Origin of the sequence: Priestia taiwanensis, assembly GCF_014638355.1 — a bacterium.
GTDB classification, from domain to species: domain Bacteria; phylum Bacillota; class Bacilli; order Bacillales; family Bacillaceae_G; genus Priestia_D; species Priestia_D taiwanensis.
Genome location: NZ_BMFK01000001.1, coordinates 1,732,802 through 1,750,727 on the forward strand (window position 1 = coordinate 1,732,802; position 17,926 = coordinate 1,750,727).

At 37.9% G+C, this 17,926-nt stretch carries 22 protein-coding genes; 8 read left to right on the plus strand and 14 right to left on the minus strand.

Features of this window, described 5'->3' with window-relative positions; genetic code table 11:
• Positions 1–45 precede the first annotated feature (45 nt).
• From IEV41_RS08915 to IEV41_RS08925, 3 genes are all read right to left on the minus strand, one after another.
• Positions 46–597: a DUF6886 family protein gene (locus tag IEV41_RS08915; protein WP_188388038.1), complete on the minus strand. Its 552-nt coding sequence runs from the start codon at positions 595–597 to the stop codon at positions 46–48.
• Positions 598–684: 87 nt separating this feature from the next.
• Positions 685–978 carry a hypothetical protein gene (locus IEV41_RS08920; RefSeq protein ID WP_188388039.1) on the minus strand — a complete coding sequence of 98 codons (294 nt, stop codon included), beginning with the start codon at positions 976–978 and terminating at the stop codon, positions 685–687.
• Positions 979–1,087: 109 nt separating this feature from the next.
• Positions 1,088–1,414, minus strand: a complete 327-nt coding sequence (locus IEV41_RS08925) for an HIT domain-containing protein (RefSeq protein WP_188388040.1) — start codon at positions 1,412–1,414, stop codon at positions 1,088–1,090.
• Between the two features lie 146 nt (positions 1,415–1,560).
• Between IEV41_RS08925 and IEV41_RS08930 the strand changes: the two genes are divergently transcribed.
• Together IEV41_RS08930 and IEV41_RS08935 are read left to right on the plus strand one after the other, a co-directional pair.
• Positions 1,561–2,307: a DUF2087 domain-containing protein gene (locus IEV41_RS08930; protein ID WP_188388041.1), complete on the plus strand. Its 747-nt coding sequence runs from the start codon at positions 1,561–1,563 to the stop codon at positions 2,305–2,307.
• Between the two features lie 13 nt (positions 2,308–2,320).
• A complete protein-coding gene (locus tag IEV41_RS08935) occupies positions 2,321–2,665 on the plus strand; it encodes a GIY-YIG nuclease family protein (RefSeq protein WP_188388042.1) in 345 nt (114 codons plus the stop codon).
• Between the two features lie 41 nt (positions 2,666–2,706).
• Here IEV41_RS08935 and IEV41_RS08940 read toward each other — a convergent pair whose 3' ends face one another.
• Both IEV41_RS08940 and IEV41_RS08945 read right to left on the minus strand, forming a co-directional pair.
• Positions 2,707–3,420, minus strand: coding sequence for a Fic family protein (locus tag IEV41_RS08940; protein WP_188388043.1), 714 nt, complete (start codon positions 3,418–3,420; stop codon positions 2,707–2,709).
• An 80-nt stretch (positions 3,421–3,500) separates the two neighbouring features.
• Positions 3,501–3,719 carry a hypothetical protein gene (locus IEV41_RS08945; protein ID WP_188388044.1) on the minus strand — a complete coding sequence of 73 codons (219 nt, stop codon included), beginning with the start codon at positions 3,717–3,719 and terminating at the stop codon, positions 3,501–3,503.
• A gap of 132 nt (positions 3,720–3,851) precedes the next feature.
• Here IEV41_RS08945 and IEV41_RS08950 point away from each other — a divergent pair, with 132 nt between their 5' ends.
• Positions 3,852–4,289: a nucleoside 2-deoxyribosyltransferase gene (locus IEV41_RS08950; RefSeq protein ID WP_188388045.1), complete on the plus strand. Its 438-nt coding sequence runs from the start codon at positions 3,852–3,854 to the stop codon at positions 4,287–4,289.
• A gap of 43 nt (positions 4,290–4,332) precedes the next feature.
• Here the strand turns inward: IEV41_RS08950 and IEV41_RS08955 are convergent, their stop codons facing one another.
• From IEV41_RS08955 to IEV41_RS08985, 7 genes are all read right to left on the minus strand, one after another.
• On the minus strand, positions 4,333–4,749 hold the full coding sequence (locus IEV41_RS08955) for a DUF3980 domain-containing protein (RefSeq protein WP_188388046.1): 417 nt from the start codon (positions 4,747–4,749) through the stop codon (positions 4,333–4,335).
• A gap of 75 nt (positions 4,750–4,824) precedes the next feature.
• Positions 4,825–5,544, minus strand: a complete 720-nt coding sequence (locus IEV41_RS08960) for a lysozyme inhibitor LprI family protein (protein ID WP_188388047.1) — start codon at positions 5,542–5,544, stop codon at positions 4,825–4,827.
• 75 nt (positions 5,545–5,619) lie between these two features.
• On the minus strand, positions 5,620–7,086 hold the full coding sequence (locus tag IEV41_RS08965; protein ID WP_188388737.1) for a UDP-N-acetylmuramoyl-L-alanyl-D-glutamate--2,6-diaminopimelate ligase: 1,467 nt from the start codon (positions 7,084–7,086) through the stop codon (positions 5,620–5,622).
• A gap of 293 nt (positions 7,087–7,379) precedes the next feature.
• Positions 7,380–8,789, minus strand: a complete 1,410-nt coding sequence (locus IEV41_RS08970) for a GGDEF domain-containing protein (protein ID WP_188388048.1) — start codon at positions 8,787–8,789, stop codon at positions 7,380–7,382.
• Positions 8,790–8,800: 11 nt separating this feature from the next.
• Positions 8,801–9,289, minus strand: a complete 489-nt coding sequence (locus IEV41_RS08975; RefSeq protein WP_188388049.1) for a GNAT family N-acetyltransferase — start codon at positions 9,287–9,289, stop codon at positions 8,801–8,803.
• Positions 9,290–9,390: 101 nt separating this feature from the next.
• The gene (locus IEV41_RS08980; RefSeq protein WP_188388050.1) at positions 9,391–9,987 is read right to left on the minus strand and encodes a GNAT family N-acetyltransferase; all 597 of its coding nucleotides are present in this window, start codon (positions 9,985–9,987) and stop codon (positions 9,391–9,393) included.
• Entirely contained in the window at positions 9,984–10,535 is a 552-nt protein-coding gene (locus IEV41_RS08985; protein ID WP_188388051.1) for a hypothetical protein, read from the minus strand. Before IEV41_RS08985 ends, IEV41_RS08980 begins: the two co-directional genes overlap by 4 nt.
• A gap of 176 nt (positions 10,536–10,711) precedes the next feature.
• On the opposite strand from IEV41_RS08985, the gene IEV41_RS08990 reads away from it, so the two are divergent.
• The 4 genes from IEV41_RS08990 to IEV41_RS09005 all read left to right on the plus strand — a co-directional run bounded on the left by IEV41_RS08990 (position 10,712) and on the right by IEV41_RS09005 (position 15,398).
• A complete protein-coding gene (locus IEV41_RS08990; RefSeq protein WP_188388052.1) occupies positions 10,712–11,935 on the plus strand; it encodes an amidohydrolase in 1,224 nt (407 codons plus the stop codon).
• 12 nt (positions 11,936–11,947) lie between these two features.
• Complete coding sequence (locus IEV41_RS08995; RefSeq protein WP_188388053.1) at positions 11,948–13,171, plus strand: amidohydrolase family protein; 1,224 nt, start codon at positions 11,948–11,950, stop codon at positions 13,169–13,171.
• 3 nt (positions 13,172–13,174) lie between these two features.
• Positions 13,175–14,395 (plus strand): amidohydrolase family protein, encoded by a 1,221-nt coding sequence (locus tag IEV41_RS09000; protein ID WP_188388054.1) that lies wholly within the window; start codon positions 13,175–13,177, stop codon positions 14,393–14,395.
• A gap of 532 nt (positions 14,396–14,927) precedes the next feature.
• Positions 14,928–15,398, plus strand: coding sequence for a hypothetical protein (locus IEV41_RS09005; RefSeq protein WP_188388055.1), 471 nt, complete (start codon positions 14,928–14,930; stop codon positions 15,396–15,398).
• Positions 15,399–15,598: 200 nt separating this feature from the next.
• Here the strand turns inward: IEV41_RS09005 and IEV41_RS09010 are convergent, their stop codons facing one another.
• Positions 15,599–16,189, minus strand: coding sequence for a hypothetical protein (locus IEV41_RS09010; protein ID WP_188388056.1), 591 nt, complete (start codon positions 16,187–16,189; stop codon positions 15,599–15,601).
• Positions 16,190–16,335: 146 nt separating this feature from the next.
• Between IEV41_RS09010 and IEV41_RS09015 the strand changes: the two genes are divergently transcribed.
• Complete coding sequence (locus IEV41_RS09015; RefSeq protein ID WP_188388057.1) at positions 16,336–17,058, plus strand: hypothetical protein; 723 nt, start codon at positions 16,336–16,338, stop codon at positions 17,056–17,058.
• Between the two features lie 46 nt (positions 17,059–17,104).
• Here IEV41_RS09015 and IEV41_RS09020 read toward each other — a convergent pair whose 3' ends face one another.
• Entirely contained in the window at positions 17,105–17,788 is a 684-nt protein-coding gene (locus IEV41_RS09020) for a YceI family protein (RefSeq protein WP_188388058.1), read from the minus strand.
• Between the last annotated feature and the right edge of the window lie 138 nt (positions 17,789–17,926).

Sequence of the window (17,926 nt, forward strand, 5' to 3'; positions counted from 1 at the left end):
TATAGAAAGGTCCTTACCCTCTTTTTTCCGGTAAGGACCTTTCTTTTATTTATATGTAGATAGCGGACGATGAATAGCCGATTGAGCACACCGATCTGTTGCATAGCTCATACGAATAATTGAAAATTGGACACTTGATTCAATAAGGGCATCTCGTATTTCCCATAAAGATGGTACGAATCGAACTTCTATATCACGTTCAGTTAACTTCGTTAATAAATCTCCTACCGATTTCATTGATACTGGACAGACATGTTCTTCTGATACGTAATACCCTGCCGTTTCATCTAGACGGTAAAACGATTCAACAGGGAATTCATATTCATAGAGTTGTGCTTTTCTTATTTCACCATACCATTTATTCTCCAGAACAATAACTTTTCGTGCTGTTGTATATGGAAAAAATTTCTTTATATCTTCAAGTGTCGTTGCTTCCCCTTCCCAATAAATAACACGTGGACAATTGCGTGGGAAATAATAATGAGAGGCATGTTCTTCATCAATCGCAAAGACGTACTCTTTATTATCCCAATGCTTCGCCGGACGCGGATAAAACTCGGTAATCGATGCTTCTTCACTATAATGATACAACTTCATCCTACTTCTCCCCCTACGAAAAAAGCTATTTACACAGATGCATAAATAGCTTTTGTTTGTTAGTTTTTATTTTTCTGATAATAAAACTTAATTTAAGGATACTAATCCACATACACCAATAATCGTTCCAATCGCCATAGAGCTAGAGATTTTTCTCGTATAGGAAGGCGAAGATAATACGATTGGCATTAACTTGCGAAAAAACACGTAACACGCTGCTGTTAAATATGAAACGAAAAAGCACACGTCTATATATAACACTAAGCCTAGTTTATTGGCAGCTATATCCTCTTGTATATACGATATACTCATCATAACTCCAGTCATCATCAAAAAAAACAACAGAAAAACAATACCATTCCTATAACGCGCCCACAACATTTCTACTATCTCTCCTCAATCGTATATCAAAATTACATTCTTTCACAGTGTATCATATATACCCTAAAAAAAGGAATAAAAATCATGTGAAGATTAGATGAATTTTTCTTTATTTCTTCGCACCAAACACAACATGGAAATGCATATGTTTCGAATCTTGATACTCCCCTAAATTCGTTATGATCCGGCACGCTCCGTATGTCTTCTCCATCTCAGTAGCTACTTCTCGAATAACGCTCATCACCTCGTATACAATCGGCATATCTTCTTCCTCTATATTAGTAAACGAAAGAATATGCTTCTTCGGTACAACCACAATATGCACCTCATAAAACGGTCTCGTATGATAATAAGCTAGTACATGCTCTGTTTCTTTCACAATATCAACCTTCGTCTTTCCGCTAAATACTTCCTCGCAGTAAAAATCATTCCCCATTCCAACACCCCCTGTCCTCTTTTCATTTCCACACAGGTCCATGCATCCCTTCCTACAAACAAACATTTTTTATTTACGTTTGACAATTGCCAAACAAAATAATATTATATCTATAAATAACCAAACATTTAAGGATGTGTTTAGAAATGGATGTATCACAATTATTTTGGAATGCTTCACTTGACGAACTAAAGCAAGGATACAAACAAGAAGGTGACTATTACACATGCCTTCTTTGCGGAGAAACAACAGAGAACGGCATCATCTATCAAGAAGACGGCGTATTGTACGACGCTAGAAAATATATGCATATGCATATTACGAGCACACACGAATCCGTGTTTCATTATTTAATTGGATTAGATAAGAAAGTAACTGGATTAACCGAACATCAAAACAACTTACTACGCCTCTTTTATGAAGGAAAAAGTGATGCGGATATTCAAGAAAATACAGGAATTGGTAGTGCCTCAACAATTCGAAATCACCGATTCGTATTAAAAGAGAAAGAACGTCAAGCGAAAGTGTTCTTAACAATGATGGAACTACTAAAAGAAAAAGATACACACGCTCCGACATTTATCCCAGTGCATAAACACGCAACAATGGTCGATGATCGCTACAACATTACAGAGGAAGAGCGTGATAAAGTGCTTGCGAAATACTTCTCAGATGGCATGTTAAAAACATTTGCTATGAAAGAAAAATATAAAATCATTGTTTTACGTGAAATTGTGAAGCGCTTTGATAGTGAGGCAACCTATCACGAAAAAGAAGTAAATGAAATCATTAAAGCGGTCTACAATGATTACGTAACAGTACGAAGATATTTAATTGAGTACGGATTTTTAGATCGTAATCGTGACGGTAGCCAATACTTTTTGAAGAAATAAGGAGGAAGAAAGAATGGACCGTAAAGCAGAATTAAAAATGCAATATAAAGAAATGAAAACAGAAGCTGGTATTTATCAAATTAAAAACACAAAGAACGGAAAAATCTTTATCGGAAGTACACGTAACATCAAAACGTTAAATGGTAAACGGTTCGAGCTAAAAGCAGGTGCATCCTACAACAAAGAACTCCAACGAGAATGGAATGAATACGGAGAAGATGCATTTGTTATTGAGATGGTTGAAACAATTAAGGTAGATGAAGAAAAATATCCTAACTTAAAAAAGGAACTAGAAAAGCTTGAAGAGAAATGGCTAGAGAAACTACAGCCATTTGGAGAACATGGATACAATAAATAATGCAAAAAAGGAATGGACGCCCATTCCTTTTTTTCTACTGCTTATCCCACACGCAAACGCTTTGCAAGGTTTTCTTCAACTTGCTTCGATACAAGTTGAATGGCTGGCGTGTAATCTTTCGCTATTACAGCTCGCTCGATTGCAGTTGTATATTCTTTTTGTTGGTGCATTGGGATAAAAATACATGGATAATATGCGTCCATTAAAAGGTAATTTAATACTAGCTTTGCAAGCAATTCATTCTTTTGTGCAAACGGGTGCATTTCAAGCAGGCGACAATGAAACGTTACCGCTGCATCTATCGGATGTTCTTTCTCTGCATTCTCATAGTATTCAAACAAGCGAATCATTTCGGTCGGCAAAAACTGATGAGAAGGTAGCTTATGATACTCTGCGAAGATCGATACATCCTTCGTTCGATACACACCACCATCTTCTTCAATATTTTCAACTAAAATACGGTGCACTTGCTTTACTACTTGTTCATTTAACTTGGGCTGTTGATATAAATAATTCATTGCTTTTATGTAATTAATAATTTCAAAGTGTTCACGCAATGTTTTATTTCCAACTGCTAAAGAATGCATCACAACTTGCCTCACATCTGCGTATGTTAACGTGTTTCCTTCAAACGCATTATGATGATAAGCACTTTCCATCTGTAGATTTCGATTGATTCCTTCTCTACTTTCTACGAATTCTGTCTGATTTTTGTCGTATATTCTTTTCAACATATCGACTTTTGGGTGAGACAATGGTATCTCTCCTTTCCTAAATCAAGCGCCATCTGTATTATCGGCTATTTTTTTTACTTATTTAGGAAAAGAGAAGAATTTTATAAATCCACTCCAAGTCTACTTGCTGTCATAAGTGCAATAACGAAAGCAATGGCAATGACTGGACCTAAGACGAACAAACCAAAAACGAACGAACTAATCCCTTCTGAGAAGAAGCTCATAGATTGTTTCTCCTTTGCTTGCTTCTCTATTAATAATTCTACACGTTCCATTCGTTTGTTCACCTCTTGTAGCTGGTCTACAACTTCTCTATTCATCTTTTTCCCTCCTTTTGATTACTCTACTTCATTCCTATTAAGAAGTTGTCCCTTTTATGCACGTAACATTGCTTGTGCGCTACATGTATCGTATAATAGTCTCTTCATTACCATACATAGGAGCTGAACAACATGAACAAACGAAATGTTTACTTAGCAAGCCCGTTCTTCAACGATAAAGAGATTGTCTTCATCGAACAAGTGGAACACATTTTAGAAAGCAATCCAACATTTAACGTCTTCAGTCCACGCAAATTAGAAACACCAGATTTCACTCCGCAAACGCCTGAATGGGCACAACATATTTTTGAAGCAGATATTACACATTTAGATACGGCTGACATCGTTGTCGCAATTATCCAAGACAACTATGATGACACAGGTACGTCATTTGAAATCGGCTATGCATTTGCAACGAAAAAGCCAGTAATTCTTGTCTACAACTCTGCTAATACACAAAACTTAATGTTAACGCAGTCATGCCATGCTGTAGTCGATGGTGTTGAAGGCTTAAAAGCATACGACTTTGATACAATGCCAAGAAGCACATACTCAGGTAAATACTTCTAAGCATATGAAAAGAGCTTCGGTAATGTACACCGAAGCTCTTTCTTTATTTCATCTTATGATAGATCTTCACTACTGTTTCAACTAATAAAATAAATACCCAAACAACAGAGAAAATAAGTATCGTCTGTATAAGAGCTAATACGGAAACGCCTCCCATTACCCCGTTTACTGATACGCTCATTCCCATTTCAGGAGGTACATCATGTGCCATAGATGAAAACGTAGAAAATATAGATAATTGAACCAAAAGAGATACAACTAAATAGAGAACATTAACCACTTTCAGTACTTTAATTATAGTATATTTAGGTGGTTCATCGCTTTCAGAAGGTAGTTCTATCTCCCCAGCCTCTACGGCTTTCTTAATACACTCCTCGCATAGAAATTCTTCTCCAAATTTCTTACCACCGTACACCGTCGATGTTTTCTCTTGACACCTTGAGCATTTCCGAACGTACATAAGATTTCTCCTCTCTACATTCTGTTACTCTCTATCATTCGACAAAACTAGCCTTTTCCCTTTTATGGACAAAACTTATTTCATATACTTCTCTACTAGTTCATAACATCTCTTTTGTGTTAGCTCTGCGGATATGAATCTTGCTTCTACTGGATAAGCTGTTCCTGGTTGACTTGCAATTTTCTTTGTTCGATCTTCTTTATCTTTATTCCATTTACGCTGTTCCTCTTGTAGTACCTTCATTTCATTTGATGGAAGCTGGGTCTTTAATGCGCCGTAAATTTCATTCAACGCTTTATCCCAAGCTGCTATTTTCTTGTCACCAGCTTCTCTCATGTCTGCATTTGTATCACTCTCAAGCTTCTCTGTAGCTTTATCTAAGTCTTTACCAATCTTATCTAATTTCGCGATATATTCTGCTTTTGTACTTTTCACTGATTCTTTTTTCTTCTGTGGATCTGGCTTCTTCGTTTCTTCTACTTTCTTCTCTACTCGCGTTCCTTCCTCTTTTGTAATATCAGCAAGTTTCTCTTCTGCTTGTTGATGATAGGTCTTCAGCTTCTCATTGTCTTTCGTTTCAGTTACAATTGCTTGTAATTCTTTCTTCGCTTCTGCGAATTTTTTCTCTGCTCGTAATGCTTCTACTTTTTCAAATTTTTCTTTATATGTTGCTTCTGTCTTATCTTGTTCAGACGGTGCGGATACTTCTTGTTCTTTTTTCGGCTCTTCCTCGCCCTTTCCACATCCTGTAGCAAATAACATCATAGCCCCTGTAATAATTAATAGTTTTCTCATACTATGTTCCCTCGTCTTTTTCTACATTTTTTCATACAACGTTAACGTATGTCCTCTTGCTCACATATGTGTAACTCATTTTCCCAACACATGCCGAACGATTTCTCGATCATCAAAGTGTATCGTTTTCCCATTTATAAGTTGATATGTCTCATGTCCTTTTCCTGCAATAACGACAACATCACCAAGCTGCGCTTGTTTCAACGCTTGTTCAATTGCATCTTTTCGGTCAACAATTAATGCATATGAGAGGTGTTCTCCTTCTATTCCTTGTTCAATGTTATGCAAGATTTCTAATGGGTCTTCATCCCGTGGATTGTCCGACGTGATGAGAATTTCATCGCTATATAAACCCGCAATTCTCCCCATTAATGGCCGCTTCGACTTATCACGATTTCCACCACAACCGAATACGGTAATAATTTTTCCTGTCGCAAATTCTTTAATCGTCGATAACGTATTTTCTAACGCATCTGGTGTATGAGCATAATCGACGATGACGGTGAAATCCTGTCCTGCTTCTACCACTTCCATTCGCCCACGTACAGGTTGCACACTCGCTAAACTTTGTTGAATTGTTTGCAACGATATCCCTTCAAGTAATGCCGTCGCAATGGCCCCTAACGCATTGTATATGTTGAATGTACCTAACATAGGCATTGTAATTGTTGCATCGCCTTTGAACGTAGATACATCAAACCGCAACCCTTTCGCTGTTACTTCTATGTTCGTCGCTCGTACATCAGCTTCGTTGTGGATACCATATGTAATCACTTCAGCAATCGTTTGCTCTGCAAAATAACGCCATGCTGAATCATCTGCATTCAAAACAGCATACGTCTGTTCTGAAAACATATTGCCTAATCTTGAGAAAAATAACCCTTTTGCCGCACGGTACGCTTCAAACGTTTCATGATAGTCTAAATGATCTTGTGTCAAGTTCGTGAACACTGCCGTTTTGAACTGCACACCTTTTACACGCCCCATATCTAAGCCTTGCGATGTTACTTCCATCATGCAATAATCTGTACCAACATCGACCATCTTCCTTAAACTTCTCTGTAACGTCGGTGGCTCTTGTGTATTAATATCTGTTGGCAACACATCTTTGCCAATTTTCATCTCGATACTTCCCATGATCCCTGTTTGGAAACCACCATCCGCCATCATTTTCTCAAGTAAGTATGCCGTCGTCGTCTTGCCGTTCGTTCCGGTAATCCCAATAACGCCAAGTTCCTTGCTTGGATGGTTATATACATGCGCTGAAAAAAGCGCGAGTGCATGCCTTGCATCACGTACAAAAATTTTCGGTACATCTACATCCACATCACGCTCCACCACAAGTCCGGCTGCACCGGCCTTCACAGCAACTTCCGCATATTGATGTCTATCCTCCAAAAATCCATCTATTCCACCTATACAGACGAACAAATCACCTTGCTGTATCTTACGAGAATCCATTTGAATACCTGTCACTTTTGTATGCCCATCACCAACTACTGTAGCCGTTGCTAGTAAACTTGCAAGTTCTTGAATGCGCACCATTCATTCCCCCTCAACTTGTATTAATTATCCAAACAGTAAAAAATACCCTTATTTACCATATTATAATACATCATGTTCCAATACCACTCTCAATTATTATATTAGAAGTATTTATATTATCGCTGAAAGGGAAAAGAAGAATGAAAGTTGTTTTGATGGTGCGACTAGTGAGGGCGTTCATCCGTCTAAATTTATGACGTATCATTTCACTTCAGAAACTATCAACCTCCTACATAAAGGAAGAATAAAAACAAAGAAACCCCTATCCTCATAGAAGTTCCCTTGTTTTCTCACACACTCGCACAAATTCTATTTTTCCCGCTATTCTTCGCTCTATATAACGCTGTATCGGCTACATGGAATAACTCTTCAAACAATGCAACCCTTCCACTTACATTATCCGATACACCGACACTAACTTGGATAGTAATAGCCTTGTCCTCTTTATCTACTGTAATCTTCTGAAGCGCTGCTTTTAATTGTTCGGCTTTTTTCATACCATACTCAAGCGATGCATATTTTAATAGCATAATAAATTCATCCCCACCATAACGACCAATTATTTCATCGTTACCGAGAATACTTACTCCAACTTTCCCTACTAGTTTAATCATTTCATCGCCAAATAAGTGACCATATTCATCATTGTATGCTTTAAAATTATCCATATCGAATACGATACAAACAATTGATTCACCTGTAATAGACGCTTGTTTTAACCAATCGTTAGCTATTCCTTCTACATAACTCCGACTATACACACCTGTTAAAGAATCTATATTCGCTTTCTTTTCCATCATAGAAAGACTATGTTTAACGTCTAACCTTAACGCTTCTAAAGCAAATTTCCGATCACTAATCTCTTTCAATAAAGCAATATATTCTTTTTGTACAACATATCCTAATTCCACATCTCCCATTAACTCACACAACTTGCATCGCTCTTCTTGAATCGTTTTTAGTAAATATACGTCATTATATCCCTCTACTAGCTCTTTTGCTGTTGTGAACGAATCGAATGCTTCTTTGTACTGTTGTTGCTTCGCATACCATATACCTTGTAAGTCGTAACATTGTGATTTCTCACGTACAAATGAATGAAGAAGCGGTGACTGCATTATTTCATCAATGAGTGCCTTCGATATTTCTAAATCACTCATTCCAATATATGATTTCGCAAGGTTCAATTTCACCCTCAGCTCCAAAATCTCACTTCTTGGTGTATGTAACATCGCCATTTCAATTCCTAATTTCGCCATCTTCCATGCATTCTCATAATCTTCTTCCACCATATAGACGTGGCTCATATTACTATATGCATTACTGACAATGTTATATCTTCCTAATTTCTTCCCTAAATCAATACTTTTCCACAATGTGGCTTTTGCCTTATCTGTATCTTTTCTCATTTCATATACGAAAAAGGATACATTATATAAACTCAGCCAATCATCGTCATCGCCTCGTTGACTACAAATCTCCTGGTACGCGCTAATACTCTGAAACGTCTTCTCAATATCACCAATACAATAAAAAGAAATAGCGTTATGAATATATGCCGTCAACATTGATTTATAATCATTTAACCGTAACCCGTGCTCAAGCAGTTCATATCCCACTTCAATTGTTTCTTTATACTTTCCTTCTGCTCGTAATCGTACTACCTTTTGCTGTAATACTTCTAACTCTTTTTTATCCATGCCGCTCCTCCCTACACTTCAAACCTCTGTACAAAACAACGCTCTCCGTCAATATTTTCTTCTGCTTCTTTCACTTCTATTTGTAAGTCGTTATATAGTTTTCTCCAAAAGGAAACAGCAGGTGTATTTTCTTGTAATTCAACAACGACATACTTCCCACGCTTCTCCTTAAACAACCATTCTACTGCTTGTCTTCCGAATCCTTTACCTTTATATTGATTCAATATAAATATATCGTTAATGCTAAAGTCACTTTCTCTCGTCAAAAACGGGCGTTCAAGTAGTAGAAGAAATCCAGCAATTCTCTCGTCCACTTTTAAAAAGTACGGTGTGATTCCCTCTGTATCCCAAAACATCTCCAAATCTTCATAATGGAAGGACCCATCCTCCCCAATCTGAATGGATGACGTGAACTGAGAAAGATCGTGGAGGTAAAAAGAATACAAATTACGTAAAATCTCTTTTTCTGTTTGTTGTACTTGTTTAAATATGACAGCCATAACCAGACCCCCTCCTTATTAGTATATAATTCGACAAAGACCATGCTTGTTCCTTGTTCATCTATCTCCACTCAAAAAGAGCCAACATATGTTGACTCTGCTCATCGCATCTTCTTCCGAAACATCGAATAAATAGTTATATCACCTAACTTATCTTCACCGACTACTTCATATCCAAACTTCTCATAAAGAGATACATTACGAAGATTTTCTGTATCAAGCCCAATCCCAGCCGCAGTAGAATCTTCATCCACCATTCGATGAATTACTTCTAATAGATTTCTCCCAATACCTTTTCCCTGTTCATTCGGATTCACACCAATACAACCTAAATAATAGTGAGCTTCCTTCGGTCGACGTTTACTTGTCGTTTTCATATAGTGGTTAATTTTAAGAAAAGCAGACCACTTCATTTGAAACGCAAATGCGAGGAATAGTCTTAATACTTTGACCTGCATAGATATGTTCGTTGGCGAAGATGGTCTTTCGATACATGCGACACCTTGTATCACTTCACCTGATTTTTGCCCAATAACAAGTTGCTCTCGTACATTCGTATACGCTAAGGCGAAGCGAAAGAACTTCTTTATCCGTCCATTTGATCTACCATCGAATAAGTAGTGAAACAACGGGTCATGTACAAATGCTTGTTCCAACACATCACTACACGCTTCAAAATCTTGCTCCTGTACCCTCATCGGACACTTCCGTTATGATGCACCGCAAAGCTGTAAATCACTTTGATCATATACATCATGTAGAGAATGAAAATCGCTTCTTCTAGCTCATTTCCAGTAAAAAACAATCCGATTAAGCTAACCGTTACGAAACATCCTGCGAGCGTACGATGAAAATTTGCTGTTCGAAGGATATTAATAATACTTGCGACTACAATTGTATAACACCATACTGCCACTGATATCCAAGTAGAACTTCCTAACAATAAGGTACAAAGAAGTGGCTGTACATGAATGGCGATAAAAATCCATCTAGCTCTTGGCCTTTCGTGATAATGCTGATCTGTACCAGACGTAAGGTTCGCAATAACCCCTCCCGCAATATCCAAATATAACAAAAGTAAAATAAGTTGTTGATACCACTGAAGTCCCGCCCAATAATCCAATGTAAAGAGTCCAACAACACTTGTAGAGACTATCGTGAAGGCAATAACGAGCACAAACTCACTTTTTGACTGCTGACTACCAAATAATTCATGAAAGAACGTAGGAATTTTCACTTTCTTCATACAGTGCTTCCTCCTTTCCATTCATTATTACGAAGAAAGCATTCGTTATATGTGTAAGAATTCATAAAGAAAACGGCTATTTCACCTTGTTAAAACACTTCACTTGAATTAACTGAATATTTTTGAAACAATAGTGAATGAAGTTAAATATTTGATAGTGAAAGGACGAGAACAACATGCACGAAACATACTGGTTAACGAATGTCCACTTAGAAAGTGGCTATCAATTTGAGTCAGGATTTATTACCGAAACAACGATAGAACAATGTCATCTATTAATCGTAAACGGTATTATTTCGCAAATTGTACCTTCTACTACACCATTGATAGATGAACTACCAAAAAAGAATGCTCGGCATTTACTAGCACTTCCTTCTTTTATTGAAAAGCACTGCCATTTAGACAAAACGTTACTCGGTAACCCATGGAGAGCTGTACAACCTGCTTCTAGTTTATTCGAGCGTTTTGATATCGAAAAAAATACGCTTCCGACTTTACCGACTACGATGAAAGAACGCGCAGAAAATTTACTTGAGACATTACTTCAAGCAGGTTCAACTCACGTTCGTACACACGTCGATATTTATGAGGAAGTAGGAATTCGCCATTTAGAAACAATTCAAGAAGCGCTAGCAACATACGAAGGTAAATTATCTCATGAAATTGTAGCCTTTCCACAACATGGGTTACTCCGTAATAACTGCAAAGAATCCGTTCGAGAGGCATTACGGAACGGTGCTGGACTAATAGGTGGCGTTGACCCAGCTACTGTAGATGGAAATATGGAAGCATCCTTACACGAGATGATGGAGCTAGCAGTCGAAGCAAACGCAGATGTCGATCTGCACCTACATGACGGAGGACAGTTAGGTCTTGCGACAATTAAGCGCCTCGCAGAACTAACAGAAGATGCAGGCTGGCAAGGGCGTGTAGCAGTAAGCCATGCATTCGCATTAGGAGATATGGCCGGACAGCAGGCAGAGGAAATGGCGCACATGCTTGCCGAACTTGACATAACCATTATTACAAGCGTACCACTCAATGGCTCAGTACCACCTGTTAACTTCCTACATGCGAAACAAGTACAAGTCGCAGCGGCATGTGATAACATTTTCGATTCATGGTCTCCTTTTGGAAACGGGGATATTCTAGAGCGTGCAGGACGCTTGGCTGAACGATTCGGAAGAAAAACAGAACGAGAACTGGCAGAAACACTAGGATTCATTACAGGTGGCGTAACTCCGTTAGACAAAGACGGGAATCAAATATGGCCAAAAGTTGGTGACGAAGCAAACATCGTATTTGTAGAAGCAAGTTGCTCAGCAGAAGCAATTGCTAGAAGAGCAAAACGACCAGTTGTCATGTACAAAGGAAAGATCGTTGCCGGTTCACTAACATAAGGAGGAACGAATATGTGGTTAACAAATGTACGATTAGAAAGTGGCTATCGTGTGGAAGATGGCCGTGTCACTGGAACGAATACCGAACTTTGTCATCTTCTTATTGAAGACGGAAACATAACGAAAATCATTCCCGCAACAGAGTCAATTGAAACACATTTACAAGTAAAAGATGCACGCGGCCTGCTAGCACTTCCGCCTTTTAAAGAAATGCACAACCATTTAGATAAAACATATTTAGGTGGGCCATGGAAATCATGTACACCCGTTAAAAGTTTAAGCGAACGACTCCAACTCGAAGCACAAGAATTACCTATTTTACTTGAATCGATGCCAGAACGAGCAGAAGTTATGCTTCAATTATTCGTTGAAGCAGGCGTAAATCATGTTCGTACACACGTGAATATCGATCCATACATAGGTTTAAAAAACTTAGAAGCTATTAAACAAGCACTTACAACGTTCGAAGACAAACTTACATATGAAATCGTTGCTTTCCCGCAACACGGATTATTACACAATGAAGTACCGGCTTTAATGAGACAAGCAATGCGTGAAGGCGCTACACTCGTCGGTGGACTTGATCCAGCTGGTATTGATAAGCGCATTGAAGCGGCTTTACACGAAATGATGGATATTGCTGTGGAGACAAATGCGGATATTGATATGCACTTACACGACCCAGGTCATGTAGGATGGTATACGATTAAGCAATTAACGGCTTTAACACGTGAAGCGAAGTGGCACAACCGCGTAGCAGTCAGTCATGCCTTCTCTCTCGGTGATATTCCACATGAACGTGCTGCCGATATAGCAGATGAACTTTCCGAGTTAGGCATGTCCATTATGTCTACTGCTCCAGTTAATAGAGTCATTCCACCTGTTCCATTACTGCGGGACAAAGGTGTGACAGTAGCACTTGGGTGTGATGGATTCTACGATTCTTGGGCACCTTTTGGAAGTGGTGACATGCTAGAGAAAGCATACCGTCTTTGTGAACGATACCGCTGGGTGGATGAACACGCTTTATCACAATCTCTTTCATTTATTACAGGCGGTATTACCCCTCTTACGAAAACTGGCGAACGTATGTGGCCAAAAATTGGTGACGAAGCAAACATTGTCTTTGCAGATGCGAGCTGTTCAGCAGAAGTAGTCGCAAGACGCGCGAAACGCCCTGCTGTTATGTACAAAGGAAACATTACTTCAGGAAGCTTAGAAAGGAAGAGTGAATAAACGATGAGTCTAGCCTATTGGTTACTAAATGTCCGCTTAGAAAGTAGTTATCACTATGAAAATAACCGAGTAGTAGCGACAGAAACAGAACTTTCTCACATTCGGGTGGAAGACGGAAAAATTGTGGAGATTGTGTACGGTGCATTACCACAAACGAATAACCTTCCGATTATCGATACGAAAGGATTATTAATGCTACCTTCCTTCAAGGAAATGCACATCCATATTGATAAAACATACTACGGTGGACCGTGGAAAGCAGTAAAACCAGTAACAAGTATTTTCGGGCGAATCGAAGAGGAATGCGAACTACTTCCAAAACAACTACCAACAGCACAAGAACGTGCAGAGAAAATGCTCGCAATGATGCTTGGATTCGGTTCCACTCATATTCGTACACACTGCAATATCGATCCAACAATAGGACTGAAAAACTTAGAAGCTACGATGTTAGCACTGGAAACATTCTCTGGTAAGCTCTCACACGAAGTTGTTGCATTCCCACAACACGGACTACTTCGTTCTGACGTGAGTGCTTTAGTAAGACAAGCAATGAAACAAGGCGCAACACTCGTAGGTGGTGTTGACCCAGCCACTGTCGACGAGAACATCGAAAAATCACTACATACAATTATGGACATTGCAGTTGAAGCAGATGCAGGTGTCGATATTCATATTCATGACCGTGATTCTTTAGGTATTTTCACAATGAACAGACTTGCCGACTTAACAGAAGAAGCTGGCTGGCAAGGACGTGTAACAGTAAGCCATGCATTCGGCTTTGCGAATGTTCAAGGAGGAGTAGCTGAAGAACTGGCAGAGCGCTTCGCTGAACTAGACATGACCGTTACATCTACCGTTCCAACTGGTGCCATTACAATGCCAATTCCGATGCTACACGAAAAAGGCGTAAACGTTGAGCTCGGTAACGATAGCATTACCGACCACTGGTCACCATTTGGTATGGGCGATAACTTAGAACTGGTAGGACGCTTGGCAGAAGTATACCGATACATTGACGAATTATCGTTATCTCAAGCACTTGGTTTCATTACCGGTGGGAAGACACCACTGAACCGAGAAGGAAAGAGAATTTGGCCGAATATCGGTGATCAAGCAAGTGTTGTATTTCTTCCTGCTAGTTGTTCCGCAGAGGCTGTTGCGAGAAGAACGGAATTACAAGCAGTTATGTATAAAGGAAATGTTGTGGCCGGGGAAATATAATTTTTAAAAATGATTCTGATTCTTAACTTAAATCAATGAGCAATTCTTATCCTCCTATTACATGAAAGTTAACTTTCGTGTAATTAGGAGGATTTAACATGATTATTTCCACAAAAGAACGAACCCTTCAATAGAAATACGCTCTCACCGCTGGCATATCCCTCATCATTATGACATTCGCTGCGTTTTTTTCTTATGGGTATGTGTACGCAACACTTATTGTACTAGACAACTACTATCACCAACATATTACAAAAGAATCCCCAAAACATTCAACCACTTAAACATGTTATATATTGGTAAATGAAAGTAGTACCATATTATATACTTTCATCGAAAATAGCAAAAATCCTTATCTTTTATCCCCTTTTCATCATATGGTAAATATATGTAATTTCATTACCAATTAACCCCCATTTCTCCTTCTATTTTTAAAAAAGGATTATTAAACCATTTTCCTATACCTATGTTATAAAATTTGTGATAGTATGTTAATATTGTAATTTTATTAAATTAATAGGAGATGATAAAAATGAAAGAAATCCAATTTTCGACTAGCCTGTTATTCTTTTGGATAAAAGGTAAAGTAGAAGTCGACAATAGGTTTGTCAAAACAAACTTATCAAACACATTTTTAGGATTTATTCCTGCTGGTAAAGACCAACAAAATATCCCTCTAAAAAATATTTCTGGGGCTATGCTATCTACTAAGTACTTTATCAAACCAATTATTTTAGGACTATTAATGTTTTTAATCGGATTTGGTTCTTTAGGTGATAGCTTTGTATTTGGCTTAATACTACTAATTTTAGGTGTAGGAATTGCAGGTAGTGGAATTCAAACAATATTACACATCGAAAAATCTGGAAAAACTGATTTAATAAGTGTTCCGTTTTTCGAAAAGCAAAAAATGCAATTATTAAATAATCATATACATGATGCTTTAGCCGATGATACAGATAAAACTGATTTAAATTTATTTTTTGATAAAAAATCGCAATAATATATAAAAATACATATCTTTAAAATGTAAACCATAGGAACATATTATCCTAATACTCCCTATGGTTTACATTTACAAATAAATCACAGATTATTATCAATTAAATACCTTTTCTTGAAATTTTAGTAATATCATCCACCTCGATTTGAATACTTCGGACCAATGTAAAAACAGGTCCTCTATCTATTTTAGTATCCTCCTTATTTGTCCCCTCGATATTCCCTATACGCCACCACTACATTCGACCACATCCCCGCAAGAACAAATGGAAGCGTAATTGTTTTAATCATAATATCAATAAACGCGTCTACTTCTACATTGTACGAAATAAATTCCGCAATTATATCGGGTGTCAGTACTTCTTTCAATACATCTAACTTGTAATAGGAAAGAAACGTCAAACTTAACCCACTTATGAAAATTGTATTAATAATTTGAACCGTTACTTTCAATTTCCTCAACTCAAAACAGTACATTGCCATCCCCCATGATGACACGAAAAAGAATATCATAAATAAATTTAATGTAGTATCACTTCCCAACATTTCTACAAACATAAATTCCACAATACCAAGTGTTAATCCTGCGAAAAATATTGGAAATACAATAAGCCATACTACTTGTCCAAAGATCGTGTTCGTTCGCAAAATCGAATCTTTCATTCGCTTCACATAGAGAAGCAATATGCCGATACACATGAAAGCAAAACTAATAGTAGGTGTATACGAGTACGAAAGTATTGCGATAACAAAACTAAGAAGAATAACAGCATATATCTTGTTCCTCTCCATCTCTATTCCTCCATTACAATGAACTGTTTCTACTTAGCTTTTACATCCATCTGTGAGTTTATCATTTTCTCTTTACAATGAATAAAAGGATTTTGGGAAAACATCTCGAAATCATCCATATTACAGAAATGAAAAGGAGTGAAGCTATGCAGAAGCTATCAACACTTTCCGCGACAAAATGGCTTGTAGAAGAAACAGAAAAAATCGATTTTGACAACTGGACTGGATGTCGTGTTTCAAATCTCGTTCCAAGAAGATACAGCCATTATTGCAAAATCATTCATCCTATCCATCACGATAAGACGATTGTAGATGAAAATCTGTTATGGAGTGATCTTGATCCACTCGAAGGGGTTATCATTGAATTAGGAGAACGAATTAGATTGAAGGATTTAGCAACAAAATATAACCTTCACTATACGAAAGAAATTAGTATTGACTCTCTCATCCATCTATTCAACAGCAGTCCTAGATATTTAATAGGCGGATTAGAAGGAAATATCGACGATGAAACGATAAAAGAAATCGTGTCCGTCTTACAACCATTCACAAAGACAGGGAACTGTTATTTCCACTATGAAATGTTGAAAGTGCCAAAGTATTACGAAGAGCAACTATATTACGGGAAACTAACGGATGCTCTGGACCTTTCACACGATGATCACGCCGAAGGTTCTCCAAGTTGGTGGTGGGAAGAAAATAAACATTGGTGCCTCGCTACAGAGTATGATCTAAGCTTTTCTCTCTTCGGAGGTAGCAAAGAAATGGTAGATTCACTTTTAGCCAATGAGTTTTTAGAATGTATCGAGGTAGATTGGCATACGAGAGTGGATTCCAAAGCTGATCAGACAAATATGAAAAAAGGATAGATAAACAGGCATTTCCCCTGCTCATCTATCCTTTTCTTCCTATCTTTTACTTCTTATTCAGCACTAGCTCTAATTGTACCCCTAAATCATTTTCTGCCTCTAAAACGATTGTATGTGGGCTCTTCATTCCGAAGTCTGCAAAGGTTACTTTTGTCTTACCTGATAGCAATAATTGTTCCCCTTTATACATTGCTTCCGACTCGAACTTCACGTCTTTCTCTTGTCCTTTTATTTTAAGAGTTCCTTCAATTGTAAGTGGTACCGCTGTTCCCTCTTTCCATTCCTTTGGTACACCTGCGAAAGATTTCGTCACAAACGTTGCTTGTGGGTGATCCTTAACTGCCAATAAATCTTCACGATCCCTCACATGCTCATCACGTGTCGCATTACCAGAATCTAACGCGCTCATATCAACGATTCCTTCACCCGTCATCGTCGCTGGGTTATTGATATCTACATTCCATGTTCCAGTTACTTTTTCATTCACGAAGTTAACTGTTTCTTTTGACGTTGTAACAGACCAGTACACTTTTGATTCGCCTGCAATTTCCCACTTGCCGTTTAATTTGTCAGCAGATACAGATGTTGCTGCACTTGCATTAGATGTTGAATCTAGCACCGATTCCACCTGCACATTATTTCCTACATAACTATTAAATGCTGTATATCCTCCAGCTCCAATCACCACAACTGACGCTACAACTGCTGGTATAAGGTATTTCTTCTTCATACTATTTCTCCTCCTATCGATCTGGCATGTCGCCGTTCCATAGTTGTATAGTAAAACCTAAACCTTTAATAAATCTTAAATACAGATAAAAAATAAATAAAATAGTTCAAAGAAAAAAAGAAAAAGAGTTAACATACC

Coding starts and splice junctions, on each gene's coding strand:
- IEV41_RS08915 (WP_188388038.1), bottom strand. CDS start 597: ATGAAGTTGTATCATTATAGTGAAGAAGCATCGATTACCGAGTTTTAT.
- IEV41_RS08920 (WP_188388039.1), bottom strand. CDS start 978: ATGTTGTGGGCGCGTTATAGGAATGGTATTGTTTTTCTGTTGTTTTTT.
- IEV41_RS08925 (WP_188388040.1), bottom strand. CDS start 1,414: ATGGGGAATGATTTTTACTGCGAGGAAGTATTTAGCGGAAAGACGAAG.
- IEV41_RS08930 (WP_188388041.1), top strand. CDS start 1,561: ATGGATGTATCACAATTATTTTGGAATGCTTCACTTGACGAACTAAAG.
- IEV41_RS08935 (WP_188388042.1), top strand. CDS start 2,321: ATGGACCGTAAAGCAGAATTAAAAATGCAATATAAAGAAATGAAAACA.
- IEV41_RS08945 (WP_188388044.1), bottom strand. CDS start 3,719: ATGAATAGAGAAGTTGTAGACCAGCTACAAGAGGTGAACAAACGAATG.
- IEV41_RS08950 (WP_188388045.1), top strand. CDS start 3,852: ATGAACAAACGAAATGTTTACTTAGCAAGCCCGTTCTTCAACGATAAA.
- IEV41_RS08955 (WP_188388046.1), bottom strand. CDS start 4,749: ATGTACGTTCGGAAATGCTCAAGGTGTCAAGAGAAAACATCGACGGTG.
- IEV41_RS08960 (WP_188388047.1), bottom strand. CDS start 5,544: ATGAGAAAACTATTAATTATTACAGGGGCTATGATGTTATTTGCTACA.
- IEV41_RS08970 (WP_188388048.1), bottom strand. CDS start 8,789: ATGGATAAAAAAGAGTTAGAAGTATTACAGCAAAAGGTAGTACGATTA.
- IEV41_RS08975 (WP_188388049.1), bottom strand. CDS start 9,289: ATGGCTGTCATATTTAAACAAGTACAACAAACAGAAAAAGAGATTTTA.
- IEV41_RS08980 (WP_188388050.1), bottom strand. CDS start 9,987: ATGAGGGTACAGGAGCAAGATTTTGAAGCGTGTAGTGATGTGTTGGAA.
- IEV41_RS08985 (WP_188388051.1), bottom strand. CDS start 10,535: ATGAAGAAAGTGAAAATTCCTACGTTCTTTCATGAATTATTTGGTAGT.
- IEV41_RS08990 (WP_188388052.1), top strand. CDS start 10,712: ATGCACGAAACATACTGGTTAACGAATGTCCACTTAGAAAGTGGCTAT.
- IEV41_RS08995 (WP_188388053.1), top strand. CDS start 11,948: ATGTGGTTAACAAATGTACGATTAGAAAGTGGCTATCGTGTGGAAGAT.
- IEV41_RS09000 (WP_188388054.1), top strand. CDS start 13,175: ATGAGTCTAGCCTATTGGTTACTAAATGTCCGCTTAGAAAGTAGTTAT.
- IEV41_RS09005 (WP_188388055.1), top strand. CDS start 14,928: ATGAAAGAAATCCAATTTTCGACTAGCCTGTTATTCTTTTGGATAAAA.
- IEV41_RS09010 (WP_188388056.1), bottom strand. CDS start 16,189: ATGGAGAGGAACAAGATATATGCTGTTATTCTTCTTAGTTTTGTTATC.
- IEV41_RS09015 (WP_188388057.1), top strand. CDS start 16,336: ATGCAGAAGCTATCAACACTTTCCGCGACAAAATGGCTTGTAGAAGAA.
- IEV41_RS09020 (WP_188388058.1), bottom strand. CDS start 17,788: ATGAAGAAGAAATACCTTATACCAGCAGTTGTAGCGTCAGTTGTGGTG.